Source organism: Streptomyces sp. AHA2, assembly GCF_036857595.1.
Classification (GTDB): domain Bacteria; phylum Actinomycetota; class Actinomycetes; order Streptomycetales; family Streptomycetaceae; genus Streptomyces.
Window position 1 is genome coordinate 132,104 of record NZ_JAUQWJ010000009.1, and the last position, 17,010, is coordinate 149,113.

At 71.9% G+C, this 17,010-nt stretch carries 16 protein-coding genes and 1 pseudogene; 1 reads left to right on the top strand and 16 read right to left on the bottom strand.

The window, feature by feature from the left end; all coding sequences use genetic code 11:
• Positions 1–2: 2 nt before the first annotated feature.
• From Q5694_RS20065 to Q5694_RS20140, 16 genes and pseudogenes are all read right to left on the bottom strand, one after another.
• The gene (locus Q5694_RS20065) at positions 3–623 is read right to left on the bottom strand and encodes a GTP-binding protein (RefSeq protein ID WP_333934550.1); all 621 of its coding nucleotides are present in this window, start codon (positions 621–623) and stop codon (positions 3–5) included.
• The gene (locus tag Q5694_RS20070) at positions 604–1,002 is read right to left on the bottom strand and encodes a DUF742 domain-containing protein (protein ID WP_333934551.1); all 399 of its coding nucleotides are present in this window, start codon (positions 1,000–1,002) and stop codon (positions 604–606) included. Before Q5694_RS20070 ends, Q5694_RS20065 begins: the two co-directional genes overlap by 20 nt.
• Positions 999–1,406 (bottom strand): roadblock/LC7 domain-containing protein, encoded by a 408-nt coding sequence (locus Q5694_RS20075; RefSeq protein ID WP_333934552.1) that lies wholly within the window; start codon positions 1,404–1,406, stop codon positions 999–1,001. The genes Q5694_RS20070 and Q5694_RS20075 overlap by 4 nt, the downstream gene beginning before the upstream one ends.
• Positions 1,403–3,046, bottom strand: a complete 1,644-nt coding sequence (locus Q5694_RS20080; protein ID WP_333934553.1) for an ATP-binding protein — start codon at positions 3,044–3,046, stop codon at positions 1,403–1,405. The genes Q5694_RS20075 and Q5694_RS20080 overlap by 4 nt, the downstream gene beginning before the upstream one ends.
• Positions 3,047–3,394: 348 nt before the next feature.
• A complete protein-coding gene (locus Q5694_RS20085; protein ID WP_333934554.1) occupies positions 3,395–6,244 on the bottom strand; it encodes a DEAD/DEAH box helicase in 2,850 nt (949 codons plus the stop codon).
• A gap of 60 nt (positions 6,245–6,304) precedes the next feature.
• Positions 6,305–7,147: pseudogene (locus Q5694_RS34845) on the bottom strand (sphingosine kinase); the annotation flags it as partial.
• 32 nt (positions 7,148–7,179) lie between these two features.
• Positions 7,180–8,142, bottom strand: coding sequence for a twin-arginine translocase subunit TatC (tatC, locus tag Q5694_RS20095; RefSeq protein WP_333934556.1), 963 nt, complete (start codon positions 8,140–8,142; stop codon positions 7,180–7,182).
• A 47-nt stretch (positions 8,143–8,189) separates the two neighbouring features.
• Positions 8,190–8,471 (bottom strand): Sec-independent protein translocase subunit TatA, encoded by a 282-nt coding sequence (gene tatA / locus Q5694_RS20100; RefSeq protein WP_333934557.1) that lies wholly within the window; start codon positions 8,469–8,471, stop codon positions 8,190–8,192.
• A 252-nt stretch (positions 8,472–8,723) separates the two neighbouring features.
• The gene (locus Q5694_RS20105; protein WP_333934558.1) at positions 8,724–8,918 is read right to left on the bottom strand and encodes a hypothetical protein; all 195 of its coding nucleotides are present in this window, start codon (positions 8,916–8,918) and stop codon (positions 8,724–8,726) included.
• Between the two features lie 45 nt (positions 8,919–8,963).
• Positions 8,964–9,224, bottom strand: a complete 261-nt coding sequence (locus tag Q5694_RS20110) for a hypothetical protein (RefSeq protein ID WP_333934713.1) — start codon at positions 9,222–9,224, stop codon at positions 8,964–8,966.
• A gap of 162 nt (positions 9,225–9,386) precedes the next feature.
• A complete protein-coding gene (locus tag Q5694_RS20115; RefSeq protein ID WP_333934559.1) occupies positions 9,387–10,460 on the bottom strand; it encodes a helix-turn-helix transcriptional regulator in 1,074 nt (357 codons plus the stop codon).
• A gap of 19 nt (positions 10,461–10,479) precedes the next feature.
• Positions 10,480–11,457: a helix-turn-helix transcriptional regulator gene (locus Q5694_RS20120; protein ID WP_333934560.1), complete on the bottom strand. Its 978-nt coding sequence runs from the start codon at positions 11,455–11,457 to the stop codon at positions 10,480–10,482.
• Between the two features lie 127 nt (positions 11,458–11,584).
• Positions 11,585–11,956 carry an FKBP-type peptidyl-prolyl cis-trans isomerase gene (locus Q5694_RS20125; RefSeq protein ID WP_094055282.1) on the bottom strand — a complete coding sequence of 124 codons (372 nt, stop codon included), beginning with the start codon at positions 11,954–11,956 and terminating at the stop codon, positions 11,585–11,587.
• Between the two features lie 55 nt (positions 11,957–12,011).
• Positions 12,012–12,992, bottom strand: coding sequence for an FKBP-type peptidyl-prolyl cis-trans isomerase (locus Q5694_RS20130; protein WP_333934562.1), 981 nt, complete (start codon positions 12,990–12,992; stop codon positions 12,012–12,014).
• Positions 12,993–13,248: 256 nt separating this feature from the next.
• Positions 13,249–14,610, bottom strand: coding sequence for a Pup--protein ligase (gene pafA / locus Q5694_RS20135; RefSeq protein ID WP_333934563.1), 1,362 nt, complete (start codon positions 14,608–14,610; stop codon positions 13,249–13,251).
• A gap of 9 nt (positions 14,611–14,619) precedes the next feature.
• On the bottom strand, positions 14,620–15,879 hold the full coding sequence (locus tag Q5694_RS20140) for an MFS transporter (RefSeq protein WP_333934564.1): 1,260 nt from the start codon (positions 15,877–15,879) through the stop codon (positions 14,620–14,622).
• A 46-nt stretch (positions 15,880–15,925) separates the two neighbouring features.
• On the opposite strand from Q5694_RS20140, the gene Q5694_RS20145 reads away from it, so the two are divergent.
• A complete protein-coding gene (locus Q5694_RS20145) occupies positions 15,926–16,984 on the top strand; it encodes a LacI family DNA-binding transcriptional regulator (protein WP_333934565.1) in 1,059 nt (352 codons plus the stop codon).
• The last annotated feature ends 26 nt before the right edge of the window (positions 16,985–17,010 follow it).

Below are 17,010 nucleotides of genomic sequence, written 5' to 3' on the forward strand. Positions count from 1 at the left end.
GATCAGGCGCGCGAGCCCGTCATGGCGAGTGAGTGCAGGAACCGCATGAGGGTCATCAGGACGTCCCGGCTGGAGGCCCGCCGCCGCGCGTCGCACTCCACGATCGGGATGTCCGGTGTCAGGTCGAGGGCCGTGCGCAGCTCCTCGACGGCGTAACGGGGCGCGTCGGGGAAGGAGTTGACGGCGACCACGAACGGCACGCCGCGTTCCTCCAGGCGCCCCATGACGTCGAAGCTGACCTCCAGGCGGCGGGTGTCGACCAGGACGACGGCGCCGAGCGCACCCTCGAACAGGCCGTTCCACAGGAACCAGAAGCGCTGCTGGCCGGGCGTGCCGAAGAGGTACAGCACGAGCTGCTCGGTGATGCTGATGCGGCCGAAGTCCATGGCGACGGTGGTGGCCGTCTTGGACGCGGAGCCGAAGTTGTCGTCGACGCCGATGCCGGCCTGCGTCATGGTCTCCTCGGTGGTCAGCGGGGTGATCTCGCTGACCGAGCCGACCATGGTCGTCTTGCCGACGCCGAAGCCGCCCACGATCACGATCTTGGCCGCGGCCTGCGCCGTCTGGGGCAGCTGGTCCTCGGCCCGGGGGCCCGGGATGGTGTCAGAGCCGTTGAAGTCCATGCATCACCGCTTCGAGGAGGGAACGGTCGGAGCGCGCCTTGCGGACGATCGGGGCGCGCGCCTGCACCAGTTCCGCCGTCAGCAGCTCGGTGAGCAGCGTGCCCATGGCGCTGAACGGCAGGTGGAGGTAGGCCGACAGCTCGGCCACGGACAGGGGGGCGGCGCACAGTCGCAGCAGCGCCGCCTGCTCGGGGGAGGCGGAGGGCGGCGGGTCCGCGGCGCGGGCCACGATCAGCGTCACGAGGTCGAGTTCGGCCCGTTCGCCGTCCGGGCCGGCCACCACGTACATCCGCTCGGGGTTGCGGACCTTGCCCTCACCCTCCTCGGGAGGGGGCGCATCCGGTGCGGGGTCGCGCCTCTGGCGTTGGGGAGGGGTCATACGATCTGCCCGTTCCGCCGGGGCGGGCTGGTGAGGTGCCCGCCGATCCGGACGACCAGGTCGCGCATCATCGCGCTCATCCGGCCGGGTTCGCACCGGACGTCGGAGAGCACCGCGAGGAAGGCGTTGGCGCCGGCGTTCATCAGGTAGAAGTAGCCCCGGTCGATCTCGATCATGACCAGCTTCATCTCCCCGTCGCCGACGGTGAGTTCCTGGCAGATGCTGCTCGCCAGGGACTGCAGGCCGGCGCAGGCCGCGGCGACCCGGTCGGCGGCGTCGGGCTCTCCGCCGTGGCGGGCGATGCGCAGTCCGTCGGCCGAGAGCACCACGATCATCTCGATGCCCGGCACGCCGTCGGCGAGCTGCTTGAGCATCCAGTCGAAGTTGCCTCGCTGCTGGATCACTTGAGGTCCCCCTCGTCATCGGCCTCGGTGGGGGCCGGATCGTTGATCAGGTGCAGGTACTTGGTCGGGTTGCGGATGAAGTCGGTGGGGTGGGTGCCGGGTTCGATGCCCTGCTTGAGTCCCTCCCAGAAGGCCTCCAGGCCCTTGCCGGGGGCGTCGGGCGCGCTCATGTCGCGCAGCGGCTTCTGCTCCGGCTCCTGGATCGTGGCCCAGGGGTTGTACTCGCCGCGCTCCTCGGCCTCCCGGTCGGCCTGCTCGTAGGCGGCCTGCTGGGCCAGGCGTTCGGCGAGCGGCATCTTCACGCGGCTGCGGCGCTGCGGCAGGCCGTTGGCCGTCCACTCGGTGACCTCGGGGACGTCGTCGTCCTCCAGGGAAACCGTGGCGGGGATCTTCGGACTGGTGGGGCGCCGCTTCTTGGGCGTGCGCTTGGGGCCTTCGGGGATGCCGACGGTCATGGGGATGCCGGTGGCGCCGATGCCGTGGGCGAGGCCGACACCGGGCTCGTGGGTGATCATCTCGCTCGGCACGATGAGGATGGCGCGCACGCCGCCGTACGCGGACGCGCGCAGCGAGACCTGCATGTTGTACGCGGTGCACAGACGGCCGACGACGGCGAGGCCCAGTCGCGGGTGCTCACCGATGTCCTGCAGGTCGACGCCCGCCTTGGCGGCCTCCAGCAGGCCCTCGATGCGGGCCCGCGCCTCCTCGTTGAGGTTGACGCCGCCGTCCTCGATCTCGATGCAGACACCGGTCTGCACCTCGGTCGCGGTGACGTGGACCTTGGTCTGCGGCGGCGAGTAGCGCGTGGCGTTGTCGAGGAGTTCGGCGGCGGCGTGGATGACCGGCTCGACGTAGATGCCCTTGACGCTGACCTTGGCGATCGACGACAGCTGGATGCGCCGGTACTCCAGGATGCGGGACATGGCGCCGCGCAGGGTGCTGTAGAGCGACACCGGCTCGGGCCACTGCCGCCCGGGCCGCCCGCCGCCGAGGACGGAGACGGAGTCGGCCAGGCGGCCGATCAGCGCGTTGCCGTGGTCGATGCGCAGCAGGTCGTCGAAGACCTCGGGGTTGCGGCCGTGGTCCTCCTCCATCTCGCGCAGTTCGGCGGCCTGCTGGTGGATGATCGCCTGCACCCGGCGGGCGACACTGACGAAGGAGCGTGCCGCGGCGTCCCGCATGGTCACTTCGCGGTCCACGATCCGCAGCACCGTCAGCAGCGTCTCGACCTGATCCGCGGGGAGGTCGCGGTAGGCCGGGTTGGCGACGCCGAGCTTGCGGATCACCTCCCGTGGCGATTCTCCGGTGCGCAGCAGGTCGAGCGCGGCGGGGATGATCTCCCGGGAGAAGCGGATCAGTTCGTTCTCCAGGGCGGCGACCCGCTGTTCGAGGTACGCGGTGCGCCGGGTGTGCTCGGCGTGCCGGCTGCGCAGCGCACGGCCGCGGCGTACCGCCTCGGCCGCGGTCGCGACCACCAGCACGGTGGCGATGCCACCGCACCAGCCGACGGCGAGCCGGGCCGGTGCCGTCACCAGGGCGACGGCGGCCCCGGTCGCCGCCGCCATCACTATGGCCGGCAGCAACAGGAGGCGCCCGGCGGGCAGTTCACGGCGACCGGGCGGGGACTGGACACTCACCATGTGGGCCTTCTGACAGGAGTCGACTGAGGTTCGCGTGGACGTGCAGAGGGGTAGGTCATCAAACTGTCGGGATCTTCTGCGCATTGGGGAACAAGCGCCCGAATTCACCTCAAGGCGGGGCGCTGCGGGCGAGCTTAGTCCGACCGGATCATCGCCGTGTCATATTCAGCAACTGCCGGAAACCGGTCGCGAAGGGATAGTAGGCTCACGCGGTTGCACGCTGCGACACCGTTCGAATGCAGGGTGTGACGAGGTACAGGCGTACGAAAGCCCGTTCACCGCGACGGGTGAACGGGCCTTCACAGGTCGCCGGTCGGGCCTGCGGGCGTGACCTCGCGGGGCGGGCGATCAGCCCACGGACGAGTAGGCGACCACACCCCGCAGCAGCAGGTCCACGGCCTTGCGCGAGTTCTTCACGACGGACGAACCCTCCGGCGCCGCCGCCGCGATCTGGCCCAGCACGTCGATGACCTGCTTGCACCACCGCACGAAGTCGCCCGCCGGCATCTCGGCCTCGCGCAGCACCTCGTCGAGCCCCTTGTCCGAGGCCCACATGTACGCGGCCCAGGCGAACCCGAGGTCCGGCTCGCGCTGTCCGACCCCTTCGGTCTGGCTGATCCGGAACTCCTCCTCCAGGGCGTCCAGCCGGCCCCAGATCCGCACCATCTCGCCCAGTGCGGCCTTGGCCTTGCCCGTCGGCAGCTTCGGCGCCATCGCGTCGTCGCCGACGCGCGATTCGTACACCAACGCCGAGACGCATCCGGCCAGTTCGGCCGGGCCGAGGCCCTCCCAGACACCCGCGCGCAGGCACTCGCTGGCGAGCAGGTCGAGTTCGCCGTACAGCCGCGCGAGGCGCTTGCCGTGCTCGGTGACCTCGTCACCGCGCAGGTAGTCCAGCTCCGTCAGCAGCGCGACGATCCGGTCGAAGGTCCGCGCGATCGTGTTCGTCCGGCCCTCGATCCGCCGCTCCAGCTGCGAGGTGTCCCGCAGCAGCCGGTGGTAGCGCTCGGCCCAGCGGGCGTGGTCCTCGCGGTCGCTGCACCCGTGGCAGGGGTGGGCCCGCAGGGCGGTCCGCAGCCGGGTGATCTCACGGTCGTCGGCCGCCTGGGAGCGCCGCTTGCGGTGCCGGTCGGCCGGGATGTGCCCCGCCTTGGTGCGCAGCGCGGAGGCGAGGTCCCGGCGGGACTGCGGGGAGCGGGGGTTGAACGACTTCGGGATGCGCATGCGCTCCAGCGGCTCGACCGGCACCGGGAAGTCGATCGACGCCAGCCGCTTGACCTGCCGCTCCGCGGTCAGCACCAGGGGGCGCGGACCGTCGTGGTGCTCGAGGCCGCGATGGCCGTTCGACCGGCCCGCGGGCAGACCCGGGTCCAGCACCAGGGCCAGGCCCGCGTACTTGCCGGTGGGGACGTGGATGACGTCACCGGGCTTGAGCTTCTCCAGCGCGACGGCGGCCTCCGCACGCCGCTGGACGGCGCCCTGGCGGGCCAGCTCGTTCTCCCGGTCCTTCAGCTCGCGGCGCAGCCGCGCGTACTCCTCGAAGTCACCGAGGTGGCAGGTCATGGAGGCCTTGTAGCCCTCCAGGCCCTCCTCGTTGCGCTGCACCTGGCGGGAGATGCCGACGACCGACTTGTCCGCCTGGAACTGCGCGAAGGACGTCTCCAGCAGTTCCCGCGAGCGGTGCCGGCCGAACTGCTCGACCAGGTTGACCGCCATGTTGTACGACGGCTTGAAGCTGGAGCGCAGCGGATACGTGCGTGTGCCGGCCAGGCCCGCGAGGTGCTCGGGGTTCATGCCGCGCTGCCAGAGCACCACGGCGTGGCCCTCGACGTCGATGCCGCGCCGGCCGGCCCGGCCCGTCAGCTGCGTGAACTCGCCCGGGGTGATGTCGGCGTGCTGTTCGCCGTTCCACTTGACGAGCTTCTCCAGCACCACCGAACGGGCGGGCATGTTGATGCCGAGCGCGAGGGTCTCGGTCGCGAAGACGGCCTTGACCAGTCCGCGCACGAACAGCTCCTCGACGACCTCCTTGAAGGTCGGCAGCATGCCCGCGTGGTGGGCGGCGATGCCGCGCTCCAACCCCTCCAGCCACTCGTAGTAGCCGAGGACGTGCAGGTCCTCGCGGGGGATGGACGCCGTGCGCTCCTCGACGAGGGAGCGGACCCTGTGGCGCGCTTCCTCGTCGTTGAGCCGCAGTCCCGCGTACAGGCACTGCTGGACGGCGGCCTCGCAGGCGGCGCGGCTGAAGATGAAGGTGATGGCGGGCAGCAGCCCCTCGGCGTCGAGCCGCTCGATGACCTCGGGCCGGCTCGGTGTCCAGATGCGCGAGCGCTGCCGGCGCTCGCGCTCGCGGTCGGCCTCGCGCATGGACCGCCCGCGCCTGCGGTCCTGGTAGGACGGCCGGCTCGCCTCCATGCGCGCCATGCGCGTGAGGTCGGGGTTGACGGCCTTCTTGTGGCCCTCGCCCTCCTCGAACAGGTCGTACATCCGCCGTCCGGCCAGCACGTGCTGGAACAGCGGCACGGGCCGGTGCTCGGAGACGATCACCTCGGTGTCGCCGCGGACGGTGTCGAGCCAGTCGCCGAACTCCTCGGCGTTCGACACGGTCGCCGACAGCGAGACCAGGGTGACGGACTCGGGGAGGTGGATGATCACCTCTTCCCAGACGGCGCCGCGGAAGCGGTCGGAGAGGTAGTGCACCTCGTCCATGACCACGTAGCCCAGGCCCAGGAGGGTCTGCGAACCGGCGTACAGCATGTTCCGCAGCACCTCGGTGGTCATCACGACCACCGGCGCGTCGGAGTTGACGCTGTTGTCGCCCGTGAGCAGGCCCACCTTGTCCGTGCCGTAGCGGCGGCACAGGTCGGCGTACTTCTGGTTCGACAGGGCCTTGATGGGCGTCGTGTAGAAGCACTTCTTGCCCTGCCGCAGGGCGAGGTGGACGGCGAACTCGCCGACGATCGTCTTGCCGGAGCCGGTGGGCGCGGCGACCAGCACGCCCTTCCCCGCCTCGAGCGCCCGGCAGGCCTCGATCTGGAAGGGGTCGAGGCCGAAGTCGTACATCTCGCGGAAGGAGGCGAGCGCGGTGGCCTGCTCGGCAGCGCGCTTGCGGGCTGCCGCGTACCGCTCGGCCGGTGAGAGGTCCTCTGTCATCGTGCTTTCGAGCGTACCGGGCCGCACTGACAACAGGACGATCATTATCCGGATCCGGGTTTCCCAAACCTCGGATCGGCGCAGCTCAGGGGCCGCCGACGCGCACGCCCCGGGCACGCGGCGCGCACTCGGCGGCAGTGCGCCGAGCGCCTCCCCGTCGGCGTAACCGCCCGCCGCCGCCGGCGGCGATCTCCACGCGGGCCGCACGCAGGACGCTCACCTCCGGGTGCCCGCCGTGGGTCCCGCGGTACACGCCCGGGAAGACGCGCAGCGGCGTCCTGCGGCTGCGGTGCCGGGCCACGGTGACGCCGAGCAGTCCGCCGGTGAGGCCGGCGCCGGGCGGATGCGCACGCCGCCGCCGCAGGAGGGCGGTTGCCGACCGCCACCTGGGTCGTCTCGACGTCCAGGGCCCCGCCGCCGTCGAGCCGGGTCCGGTACGGCACCGGCCGCGGACCGGCCGGGTCGGCGATCGTCGCGAGGCCGTACCGAGGCGGCCGGCGGGCCACCGCACGGGTTGCCCCGGCCGCTGACGCGGGAGCCGAGGCCGGAGGCGAGGACCGCGCCGAACCAGCACTCCCCCAGCCGTCCGAGGCCGATGCCGCGGATCCGGCCGCCCTTGAGCGCGTCGGCCGTCACGCGTCCCGCGGCGGCCGATTGCCCTACGGGCATGCCGAGGACGCGGGCGACGTCGTCGCTCGATCGGCAAGGGCGAGCCACTGAAGGGCCGGTGCAGACGGCGCCCGGGCCCGGTGGGCCCTGTGGGCGGGACGGTTGGCGGCGGGGTGGTGGCGGCGACGGCACGCAGCGCCGGGTCGGCCCTGCCGTCACCGCCGACGGCGGCCGGCGCCCCGGCGCCGCCCGCAACGCGGAAGCGGCCGGCTGCGCCGCGCGGGCGCCCCGGCCGCGGCCCGCGGTGGGGTTGACGAAAGTGGCGATCTCGCTGGTCACGGCAGCGACCGCACGAGTCGTCCGGTGATCCCTCAGGTCACGTCGTCATACCCGTTGACCCGCTCCGCCCGCTCCGCGCCCGCCTGCTCGGGCAGGGCCGCACGGCTGGTGGTCACGGGCTCGATCTCACCGATGTCCTCGGGGGTGAGGTCCAGCTCGGAAGCCTCGTCGTCGGCGGGGCCGAGGGCCTCACGGCGGCTGCGGCGGCGGTCGTTCAGCAGCGAGAAGGCCACGGCGGCGAAGTACAGGATCCAGATCGGCGCCGCCAGCGCGAGCATGGTCAGCGGGTCGGTGCTGGGCGTGGCGATGGCCGCGAACAACGTGATGCCCATGATCATGGCGCGCCACCAGCCGAGCATGCGATTGCCGGTGAGCACCCCGGTGAGGTTGAGCATGACCAGCAGCAGCGGCAGTTCGAAGGAGAGGCCGAAGACGAGCACCATCCGCAGGACCAGGTCGAGCAGGTCGTCCAGCGGGAGCAGGTTGGACGTGCCGCCCGGGGTGAACTCCAGCAGCACCTTCGCCGTGGTGGGCAGGACGGTGTACGCGAAGTAGGCGCCGGCGATGAACAGCGGGGCACCCGTGCCGACGAAGGCGTAGGCGTACTTCTTCTCGTGTCGGTGCAGACCGGGCGCGACGAAGGCCCACAGCTGGTACAGCCAGACCGGCGAGGCCAGGACGACACCGGCCATCAGCGACACCTTCAGGGCCAGCGTGAAGGGGGCGAGCAGACCGTTGATGGTGATCTGTGCACAGGGCTTCGTGCCCGTCTCCGACCTGGCCAGTTCCGCGAAGGTCTTGTCACAGCCGACCGAGTCGAGGATCGGCTTGGTGATCAAGTTGATGATGTCGTTGTAGAAGAAGGCGGCGACGACCGTGACGACGACGATCGCCAGGATGGCCTTGGCGAGCCGGTTGCGGAGCTCGCGAAGGTGCTCCGCGAGGGGCATCCGCCCCTCGGGATCCCTCTCCTGCTTGCGGGCAGACTTCAGCAACCCACGTTCCCATCTCGTGCGGCGGGCCGGAGGTCACCGGCCCTGCGTCAGCGCTTGGTCGTGTCCGTGGGCTCGTTGACCGGGCGCGAGCTGGTCACGTCGCCGGGAGCCGCCTGGATCGTGCGCTGCGAGGGCTCGTCGGTGTTCGGCGGGCCGGCCGGGGTGGTGGACGACTTGTTCTCGTCCTTCATCGCCTTGGCCTCGCTCTTGAGGATGCGGGCGGACTTGCCGAGCGACCGAGCCATGTCCGGAAGCTTCTTCGCGCCGAACAGCAGGATGATGACGACGAGGATGAGAATGATCTCGGGGGCTCCGAGCCTTCCGAACATAAGTCTTTACCTTCTCACCGAGGCGGCTGTGGTGGGGTGCTGTCCGACCGGTCGGACACACGTCCGAACGATCGGGTCGACAGCGATCGTAACGCTCGGGGGTGAACGTGAGGCAATCCCTCTGCGTCCCCTGTGCGTACTCCCGTCCGCGGCCCGCGCCTCGTTAACCGGACCACGATCAGCAGCGTACCTGTCCCGGCCCGCCCGGTGACAGGGCGAACCGGCCCAAAGCGCTCCGCGGGGCCGGACGGTTCACAGGGCGTCGGCCGACCGGGCCGCGCTCTCCGCCGCGCGCTCCAGATCCTCGGCGGCCCGGTTGATCCGGCGCGCCGACTCCGTGACCTGCCTGCCCAGGGCCTGCGCGGCCACGAAGACCCGCACGGCGAACACCGCCAGCACGGCAAGACCCACGAACCCCACGGCAACCGCGAACATCGGCCAGAACATGACGTCGAGCCTAGACCGTCCCGAGGGGCGGAACGTCCCGGCCCGTCAGAGCGTGGAGTGCAGCCGCAGCGTGCGCACCCCGCCGCCGGTGAGCAGTTCCACGATCCGCTCCCCCGCCGGCTTGCGGACCGACGAGCCGCACCGGGGACAGGTGAAGGAGTAGAAGGTGGTGCGGCTGGAGGCGCCGATGGCGAGGCGCAGGGCGCCCGCGGCGAGTTCGAAGCGCTCCCGGCAGTCCGGGCAGCCGGCCCGGAACACCACCGGCGCCACGCTTCTCATCCCGGCGAAGGCGGACTCCACCGTCATGCCCGTCGCTGAGGACGTCACCGACTCGCTCACAGACCTCGCTCCTCTTCCTCGGGTCGTTCGCCTGCGGGGTGCCGCGCCCGGTGCGTCCGGGCGACCCCGCCGGACCGCCGGCTCCCCGGCGGGTCCGGGTCGCCGGGCCGGACCGCCGGCACACCGGGTTCACTCGCCCGCGCCGTCCGGCGCGTCCGCGACCGCGTGCACCGCGTGCGGCCCGGGCGCGGTGCGCTGCGCACCGGCCGCCTCGACCGCCTCGATCCCGTCGTACGCCGCGAGCGCCTCGCGGGCGGCCTGCCGGGCGCTGCCGGCGAGCTCCGGCGGGGACACGATCCGGCCGTCCCGTCCGAGCCGCAGCGCCAGCCGTCTGAGCGACGCGGGTTCGGGGGTCCGCAGGGTGATGCGCAGCCCGCCGTCCGGGAGCTCGTCCGCGCTGTCGTGCGGGTAGTACTCGGCGACCCAGCGGCCGCCGGGTCCGACCTCGATCACGACCTCCGGATCCTCGGCCGCGGGCTGCACCAGCGCCTCGGACAGGTCGCGCAGCTCGATCTCGGGCGGCGCCGACGGCTCGTCGAGAATCTTGATCTCGGCGACCCGGTCGAGCCGGAAGGTACGGCGTGCCTCGGAGCGGCGGCACCACGCCTCGACGTAGGTGTGCCCCACGCTGACCAGCCGGATCGGGTCGATCTCCCGCTCGGTGACCTCGTCCCGGGCGGGCGAGTAGTAGCGGATCCACAGGCGGCGGCGCTCGGCGATCGCCCGGTCGACGTCGGCGAAGACGCCGCCCTCGGACTCGAAGGTCACCGACAGCCGAGAGCTGGCGCCCGCCGCCTCGCCGGCCGCGGTCTCCACCTTGGCCGTGGCCCGCAGCAGCGCCTGCCGGTCGCTCTCGCGCAGTCCGGGCAGGGTGGCCACGGCCCGGGCGGCGACGAGCAGCGCGGTCGCCTCGTCGGCGGCCAGCCTGAGCGGCTCGGCCGCCTCCGCCGCGAGGGCGGCGGGGTTGTGCCACCAGATGCGCTCGCCGTCGGTGTCGATGTCGAGCAGATCGCCCCCGCGGAAGCTGGTGCCGCACATGGGCAGCACGTCCAGGTCGGAGACCAGTTCGTCCTCGGTGATGCCGAAGGCGCGTGCCACGTCCTCGACGCGCGCACCGGGGCGCTCCCGCAGGTACGTCACCAGCGAGAGCATCCGCCGGGTCTGGTCGATGGCGTTCACGGGCCTGACCGGTTTGCCTGCCACTGTCTTGCTCCGCTCCCCCTCAGCCCTTGGCCACGGCACGCAGCCGGTCCACCACGTCGGCCCGCAGCTCGGCGGGCTCCAGGACGACGACGTCGGGCCCGAACTCCACCAGCCAGGCGTCCAGCCCGTGGCCGTACGGAATCTCCAACTCGTCCCAGCCGTCGCCGAGTTCCCGGACCGAGGTGGCCTTCGCCCGAAGGGGGTACCCCGCGTCCGAGCGCAGCCGGATCCGCGCCGAACGGTCGGCGATCTCCCCGGCCCAGCTCGCGACGGTCTCGCGGACGGTGACGACGTCGGGCACGGGGGCCGTGTACCGGCCGCCGCGGGAGCGGACCTTGCCGGTGATCCGGGACAGCCGGAACACCCGCTCCGCGCCCCGGTCGCGGTCCCAGCCCGCCAGGTACCAGTGACCGCGCCAGCACTCCAGCGCCCACGGCTCGACGTGCCGCTGCTCGGGGTGGGCGGCGGTGGCCTTGCGGTAGTCGAAGACGACCGGCCGGCGGTCCCGGCAGGCCAGCATCAGCGGCTCGAACGCCGCCTCGTGCACGGGGATCCGCGGCTCCAGCGCGCCGTGCGACCCGTACGGGTCGACGTCCTCGGGCAGTCCCGCCGCGCGCAGTTTCTGCAGGGCCCCGCTGGCCGCGCCGGCGAGCCGGGCCTGCTGCCACACCTTGGCGGCCAGTCCGAGCGCGGCGGCCTCCTCGGCGTCCAGCGTGATCGGCGGGAGGCGGTTGCTGTCGCGGCGGGCCATGTAGCCCACCTCGCCCTCGAGGCTCTCGACCGTCTCGATCACCAGGCCCAGTTCACGCAGGTCGTCCTTGTCCCGCTCGAACATGCGGTTGAACGAGTCGTCGGAACCGGCCGAGCCGTTGCCCGGCCCGAACGCCTCGACGTAGGCCTCGATGGAGTCGCGCAGCTCGCGCTTGCTGAGCGGCCGCCGGGTCCCGAGCAGACACAGCGCCAGGTTCATCAGCCGCTCGGCCTTGGCAATGGCCATCGACGCGCTTCGCCTCCCTATGGTGCTTACGAGCGATGACCGTACCGCCACACGGTGGTACGGCAAAAGCCGAGGGCCCATGCCGGACAGGCATGGGCCCCAGGTGATCGAGTCTGTCGGCTCGTGATCAGACCCCGAGCAGGTCGACCACGAAGATCAGCGTCTCGCCGGGCTTGATCGCCGGGGTCGGGCTCTGGTTGCCGTAGGCGAGGTGGGCGGGGATGGTCAGCTGGCGGCGGCCGCCGACCTTCATGCCCTGCACGCCCTGGTCCCAGCCCTTGATGACCCGGCCGCCGCCCAGCGGGAAGCGGAAGGGGGTGCCGCGGTTCCAGCTGGCGTCGAACTCCTCGCCGGTGCTGAAGGCGACGCCGACGTAGTGCACGGTGACCGTCTGGCCGGCCTCGGCGACCGGTCCGTCACCCTCCCAGATGTCCTTGATCTCGAGGTCCGCCGGGGGCTCGCCGCCCGGGAAGTCGATCTCGGGCTTGTCGATGCTCACTTCATCTCTCCTTGTCGCGTGACCTGCGTCGGGGACAGTCTCACAGACGGCCGGGTCAGACCGCGCCCAGGATGTCCACGGTGAAGACCAGCGTGTTCTTGGACAGCTCGCTCTGAGGGCTCGCGCCGTAGCCGAGCGACGGCGGGATCACCAGCAGCACCCGGTCGCCGACGTGCTTGCCGACCAGGCCCTTGTCCCAGCCCGCCACCACGGAGCCGTTGCCGATCTGGAAGGCCGTGGCGCCGCCGTGGTCCCAGGAGGAGTCGAACTTCTTGCCGTCCTCCCACTTGACCCCGGTGTACTGGGCGATCAGGCCCTGGCCCGCCTCGACCTTCTTGCCGTCGCCCTTGACCAGCACCTGCTCCTTCAGGTCCTTGGGGGCCTCGACGCCCTTCGGGACGGTGATCGTCGCGGCCTTCTGCGAGGGGGCCTTCACCTCGGGCAGGCCCGACGCGGAGGCCGCCTGCTCGCCCGTGACCTCGTCCTTGACGTCGACGCTCGCCGCGCCGACCGGGTCGACCACCCAGATCAGCACGTCCTTGGCGGCGATGCCGGAGGAGGTGTTCAGGCTCTGGCCGATCAGGTCGCCCGCGGTGCCCTGCACCAGGATCCGGCTGCCGGGCTTCTTGCCCTTCACCGCGTCGAGGACCTTCTCGGGCAGCTGCTGGCTCGGCTTGCCGATCTGCTCGACGGACTGCCGGCGCGGGGCCTTGTCCCCCGCCGCAGCGGCGGCCCAGGTGCCGCCCAGCTCCTTGTCGCCGCCCCACTTCTCGACGGTCCAGTCCAGACGGACGAAGTCGGCGTTCTTGATCGCGCTTCCGCTGCCGGGCGAGAGCGTCTTGACCACGGTCTTCTCGGACGGGTCACCGTCCTTGGGCACGGAGATCTCGGGCTTCGCCCCGACCTTTCCCTTGACCTCGGCGACGCCTGCCGCCGCGTCGCCGTTGTTCCCGTCGTCCGATCCGCACGCGGCGGTGAACAACAGGGCGGGAACGGCCAGCAGCGCGGCCACGAGTCGTTTCGTGTTGTAGTTCATCAGTCCAACTGGGATCGGGGGTGGGGGGCCAATGCCCGCCACTCTACGGCGTGCGCACTCCCGGCCGGGCCCGGCGGACGACACGGCGTCGCCCGGGCCGGTTTCCGGCCCGGGCGAGGTCACCGCGTGTGCGGCTCGGCAGCGGAGGGTCAGGAGCGCCGCCGTCCAGCGAGCGGAACTCGCCGGGGAACTTCCGGCGGTCCACCGGGTCGGCCGGGCCGCCGCCGTACGCCCTTGCGCGCAGGGCGGAACGCGATCACATTCCGGCGATCAGCTTCTCCACCCGGTCGTCCACCGAACGGAACGGGTCCTTGCACAACACGGTGCGCTGCGCCTGGTCGTTGAGCTTCAGGTGCACCCAGTCGACCGTGAAGTCCCGGCGCTGCTCCTGGGCCCGCCGGATGAAGTCGCCGCGCAGCCTGGCCCGAGTGGTCTGCGGCGGCACGGACTTGCCCTCGAAGATCTTCAGGTCGTTGCAGACGCGGGCCGCCTGCCCCTTCTTCTCGAGCAGGTAGTACAGGCCACGACGGCGGTGGATGTCGTGGTAGGCGAGGTCTATCTGCGCGACCCGCGGATGCGACATCGTCATGTTGTGCTTGGCCCGGTAGCGCTCGATGAGCTTGTACTTCATGACCCAGTCGATCTCGGTGCCGATGCGGTCGAGGTCCTCGCTCTCGATCGCGTCCAGCGTGCGGCCCCACAGCTCCAGGACCCGCTCGACCGTGCCGGTGCGCACGCCGCGGCGCTCGCAGAAGTCGAGCGCCTTCTCGTAGTACTCGCGCTGCACCTCCAGGGCGGAGGCCTCACGCCCGCTGGCCAGGCGGACCTTGCGGCGGCCGGTGATGTCGTGGCTGACCTCGCGGATGGCCCGGATGGGGTTCTCCAGCGTGAGGTCCCGCATCACCGTGCCGGCCTCGATCATGCGCAGCACGAGGTCGGTGGCCCCGACCTTGAGCAGGTTGGTGGTCTCGGACATGTTCGAGTCGCCCACGATGACGTGCAGGCGGCGGTAGCGCTCGGCGTCCGCGTGCGGCTCGTCGCGCGTGTTGATGATCGGGCGGGAGCGGGTGGTCGCCGAGGAGACGCCCTCCCAGATGTGCTCGGCCCGCTGGCTGACGCAGTAGACGGCCCCGCGCGGCGTCTGCAGCACCTTCCCCGCTCCGCACAGCAGCTGCCGCGTGACGAGGAACGGGATCAGGATGTCCGCCAGTCGCGAGAACTCCCCGTGCCGCGCCACGAGATAGTTCTCGTGGCATCCGTAGGAGTTGCCCGCCGAGTCGGTGTTGTTCTTGAAGAGGTAGACGTCGCCCGCGATTCCCTCCTCGTGCAGGCGTCGTTCGGCGTCCACCAGGAGTCCTTCGAGAATGCGCTCGCCGGCCTTGTCGTGGGTGACCAGTTCGATCACGTTGTCGCATTCCGGTGTCGCGTATTCCGGATGCGAACCCACGTCGAGATAGAGGCGGGCGCCGTTTCGCAGAAAGACATTGCTGCTGCGGCCCCATGACACGACACGGCGGAAGAGGTACCGCGCCACCTCGTCAGGAGACAGGCGGCGCTGTCCCCTGAACGTGCACGTGACGCCGTACTCGTTCTCCAGCCCGAAAATGCGGCGGTCCATGAGGGAACATTACGCCCGATCCCCGGAACTGAAACGGGGTTCGAGGGCACGGTTCGGATCATTTTCCGAACCGGCCGCAACGACCGCTCCCTGGCCGGGAGCTGCGACCACCCGTCCTGTGGCGGTCAGAACCAGCAGGGACACGCCGCCCGCGGCGGCCGGCACCGCGAAGCCCCACAGGGCCCCGCCCTGCTCGACGACGGGCCCGGCGACACCCGTTCCCACCGAGTGGCCGACGGTGAAGGTGGTGACCAGCCAGGAGAACGCCTCGGTGACCGTGCCCCGCGGGGCGTGCCGGTCGACCAGGACGAACGCGCAGGCGATCGCGGGTGCGAGGAAGACGCCGGCGAGCGCGGTCAGGGCGACCATCGGCACCGCGTCCGGCATCAGCATCAGCGGCAGGTAACACACCACCAGAAGCGCCACCAGCACCCGCAGTCGCCGCGCGGGCTCTCCGGCCCACTGCCGGGCCCCGTACACGGCACCGCCCACCAGTGCGCCGAAGCCCAGCGCCGCCATCAGCCAGCCGTACACGGCGTCACCGCCGTGGTCGTCCGCGTAGGGCACGGAGGCGACCGTGATGGACCCGAGGGCCATCCCGATGAACAGGAACGCCGCGAGCAGCGCCAGCAGGCCCGGCGAGCGCAGGGCGCCCAGCCAGTGCGCCTCGCGGGGCGCCGACCGCCAGGCGCGCGAGGGCTGCGAGACGACGACGGACAGGGCGCCCAGCACCCCGACCACGTTCAGCACGAGCAGCGCGGCCTGGGCCGACCAGAGGGACACGCACAGGGTCACCAGGAGCGGCCCGACGGTGAACATGACCTCCTGGGCCACCGCGTCCATGGCGTACGCCGTGTGCACCTGGTCCTCGCGCCGCAGCACCGACGGCCACAGCGCGCGCAGCCCGCCCTCCAGGGGCGGGGTGAAGAGCCCGGCGGCCGCGACCGCGGCGTAGGCGAGGGGCAGCGACCCGATGCCGGCGAAGGCGAAGGCGGCCATCGCCAGCGCCGACAGCACGGCGGCGGGCAGCTGCACCAGCGGCTGGCCGCGCAGGTCCACGAGCCGTCCCAGGACCGGCTGCCCGACGGCGTTGGCGACGCCGTACACCGCCGCCAGGGCACCGGCCAGGCTGTACGTGCCGCCCTCCGCCCGGACGAACAGCACGACGGCGATGGCGGCCGTGGCGTTGGGCAGCCGCCCGACGAGCGTGCCGACGAGCAGCCGGGCGGCGTGTCGCGCCCGAAGGATCTCCAGGTATCCCGTGGCCATGTCCCCGCCCTAGGTTTTACGTATAACGTCGAGTTCCATACGTACCATGTCCGCTGTTCGCCCGTCCAGACGAAAGCGCAGGCCCACGGTGGCACGAGGCAGCACCCGCCCCACGAGCCGGGACGTCGCCCAGGCCGCCGGGGTCTCCCAGGCGGCGGTCTCCCTGGTCCTCGGGGACAAGTGGCGCGGACGAGTCTCCGCGGCCACGGCGGAGCGGGTCCGGGAAGCCGCCCGCGAGCTGGGCTACCGCCCCAACCTGGCCGCCCGCCACCTGCGTCTGGGCCGCACGCGCACGGTCCTGCTGGTCGTCCCGGCCCTGACCACGGAGTTCTTCGCCGGGGTCTACACGGGCGCGGCCCGGGTCGCCGCCGAGCACGGCTTCGGCGTGGTCTTGTACCCCTCCCCCGAGGGCGTCGGCCCCGCCCGCGACCCCTTCGCCTCCGCGCAGGCGGCCCTGGACGGCGTCATCGCCTCGTCCATGGCGGCGGACGCCCTCAGCGCGATCCGCGGCGAGGCGCTCCCGCTGGTGATGCTGGACAGCGACCCGGCGGGGAGCCTGGGCGCGGCGACGGTGAACCTGGACATCGCCGACGGCGTCCGCCAGATCACCGAGCACCTGCTGTCCCTGGGCCACCGCCGCTTCCTGCACCTGGCGGCGGACGTCCCGTCCTGGACGTTCGAGGTGCGCTCCCGGGAACTGGCGGCCCGGCTCTCGCGGGTTCCGGGCACGTCGGTGCGCACGGCCCGGGCCCCCATCTCCATCGAGGGGGCGCAGACGGCGGCCCACGGCGCGCTCGCCGATCCCGCCGGCCGCCCGACGGCCGTCGTCTGCGACGACGACAAACTGGCCGCGGGAGCGTACAAGGCGGCCCGGCGCCTGGGCCTGCGCATCCCCGACGACGTGTCGGTCACGGGCCTGGACGACCTGGCCCTGGCCACGGCCATCGACCCGGAGCTCACGACGGTCCGCCTGGACGCGGAACTCTTCGGCGAACGCGGCATGCTGGCCCTGCTGGCCGTCCTGGAAGGCCGTGAGGCCGAGAGCGGCGACATCCCCGTCCACCTGGTCGTTCGGGCCTCCACGGCCCCGCCACGCCGCTCCTAGGGGGTCCCTGACCCGTCTGGCGGGAC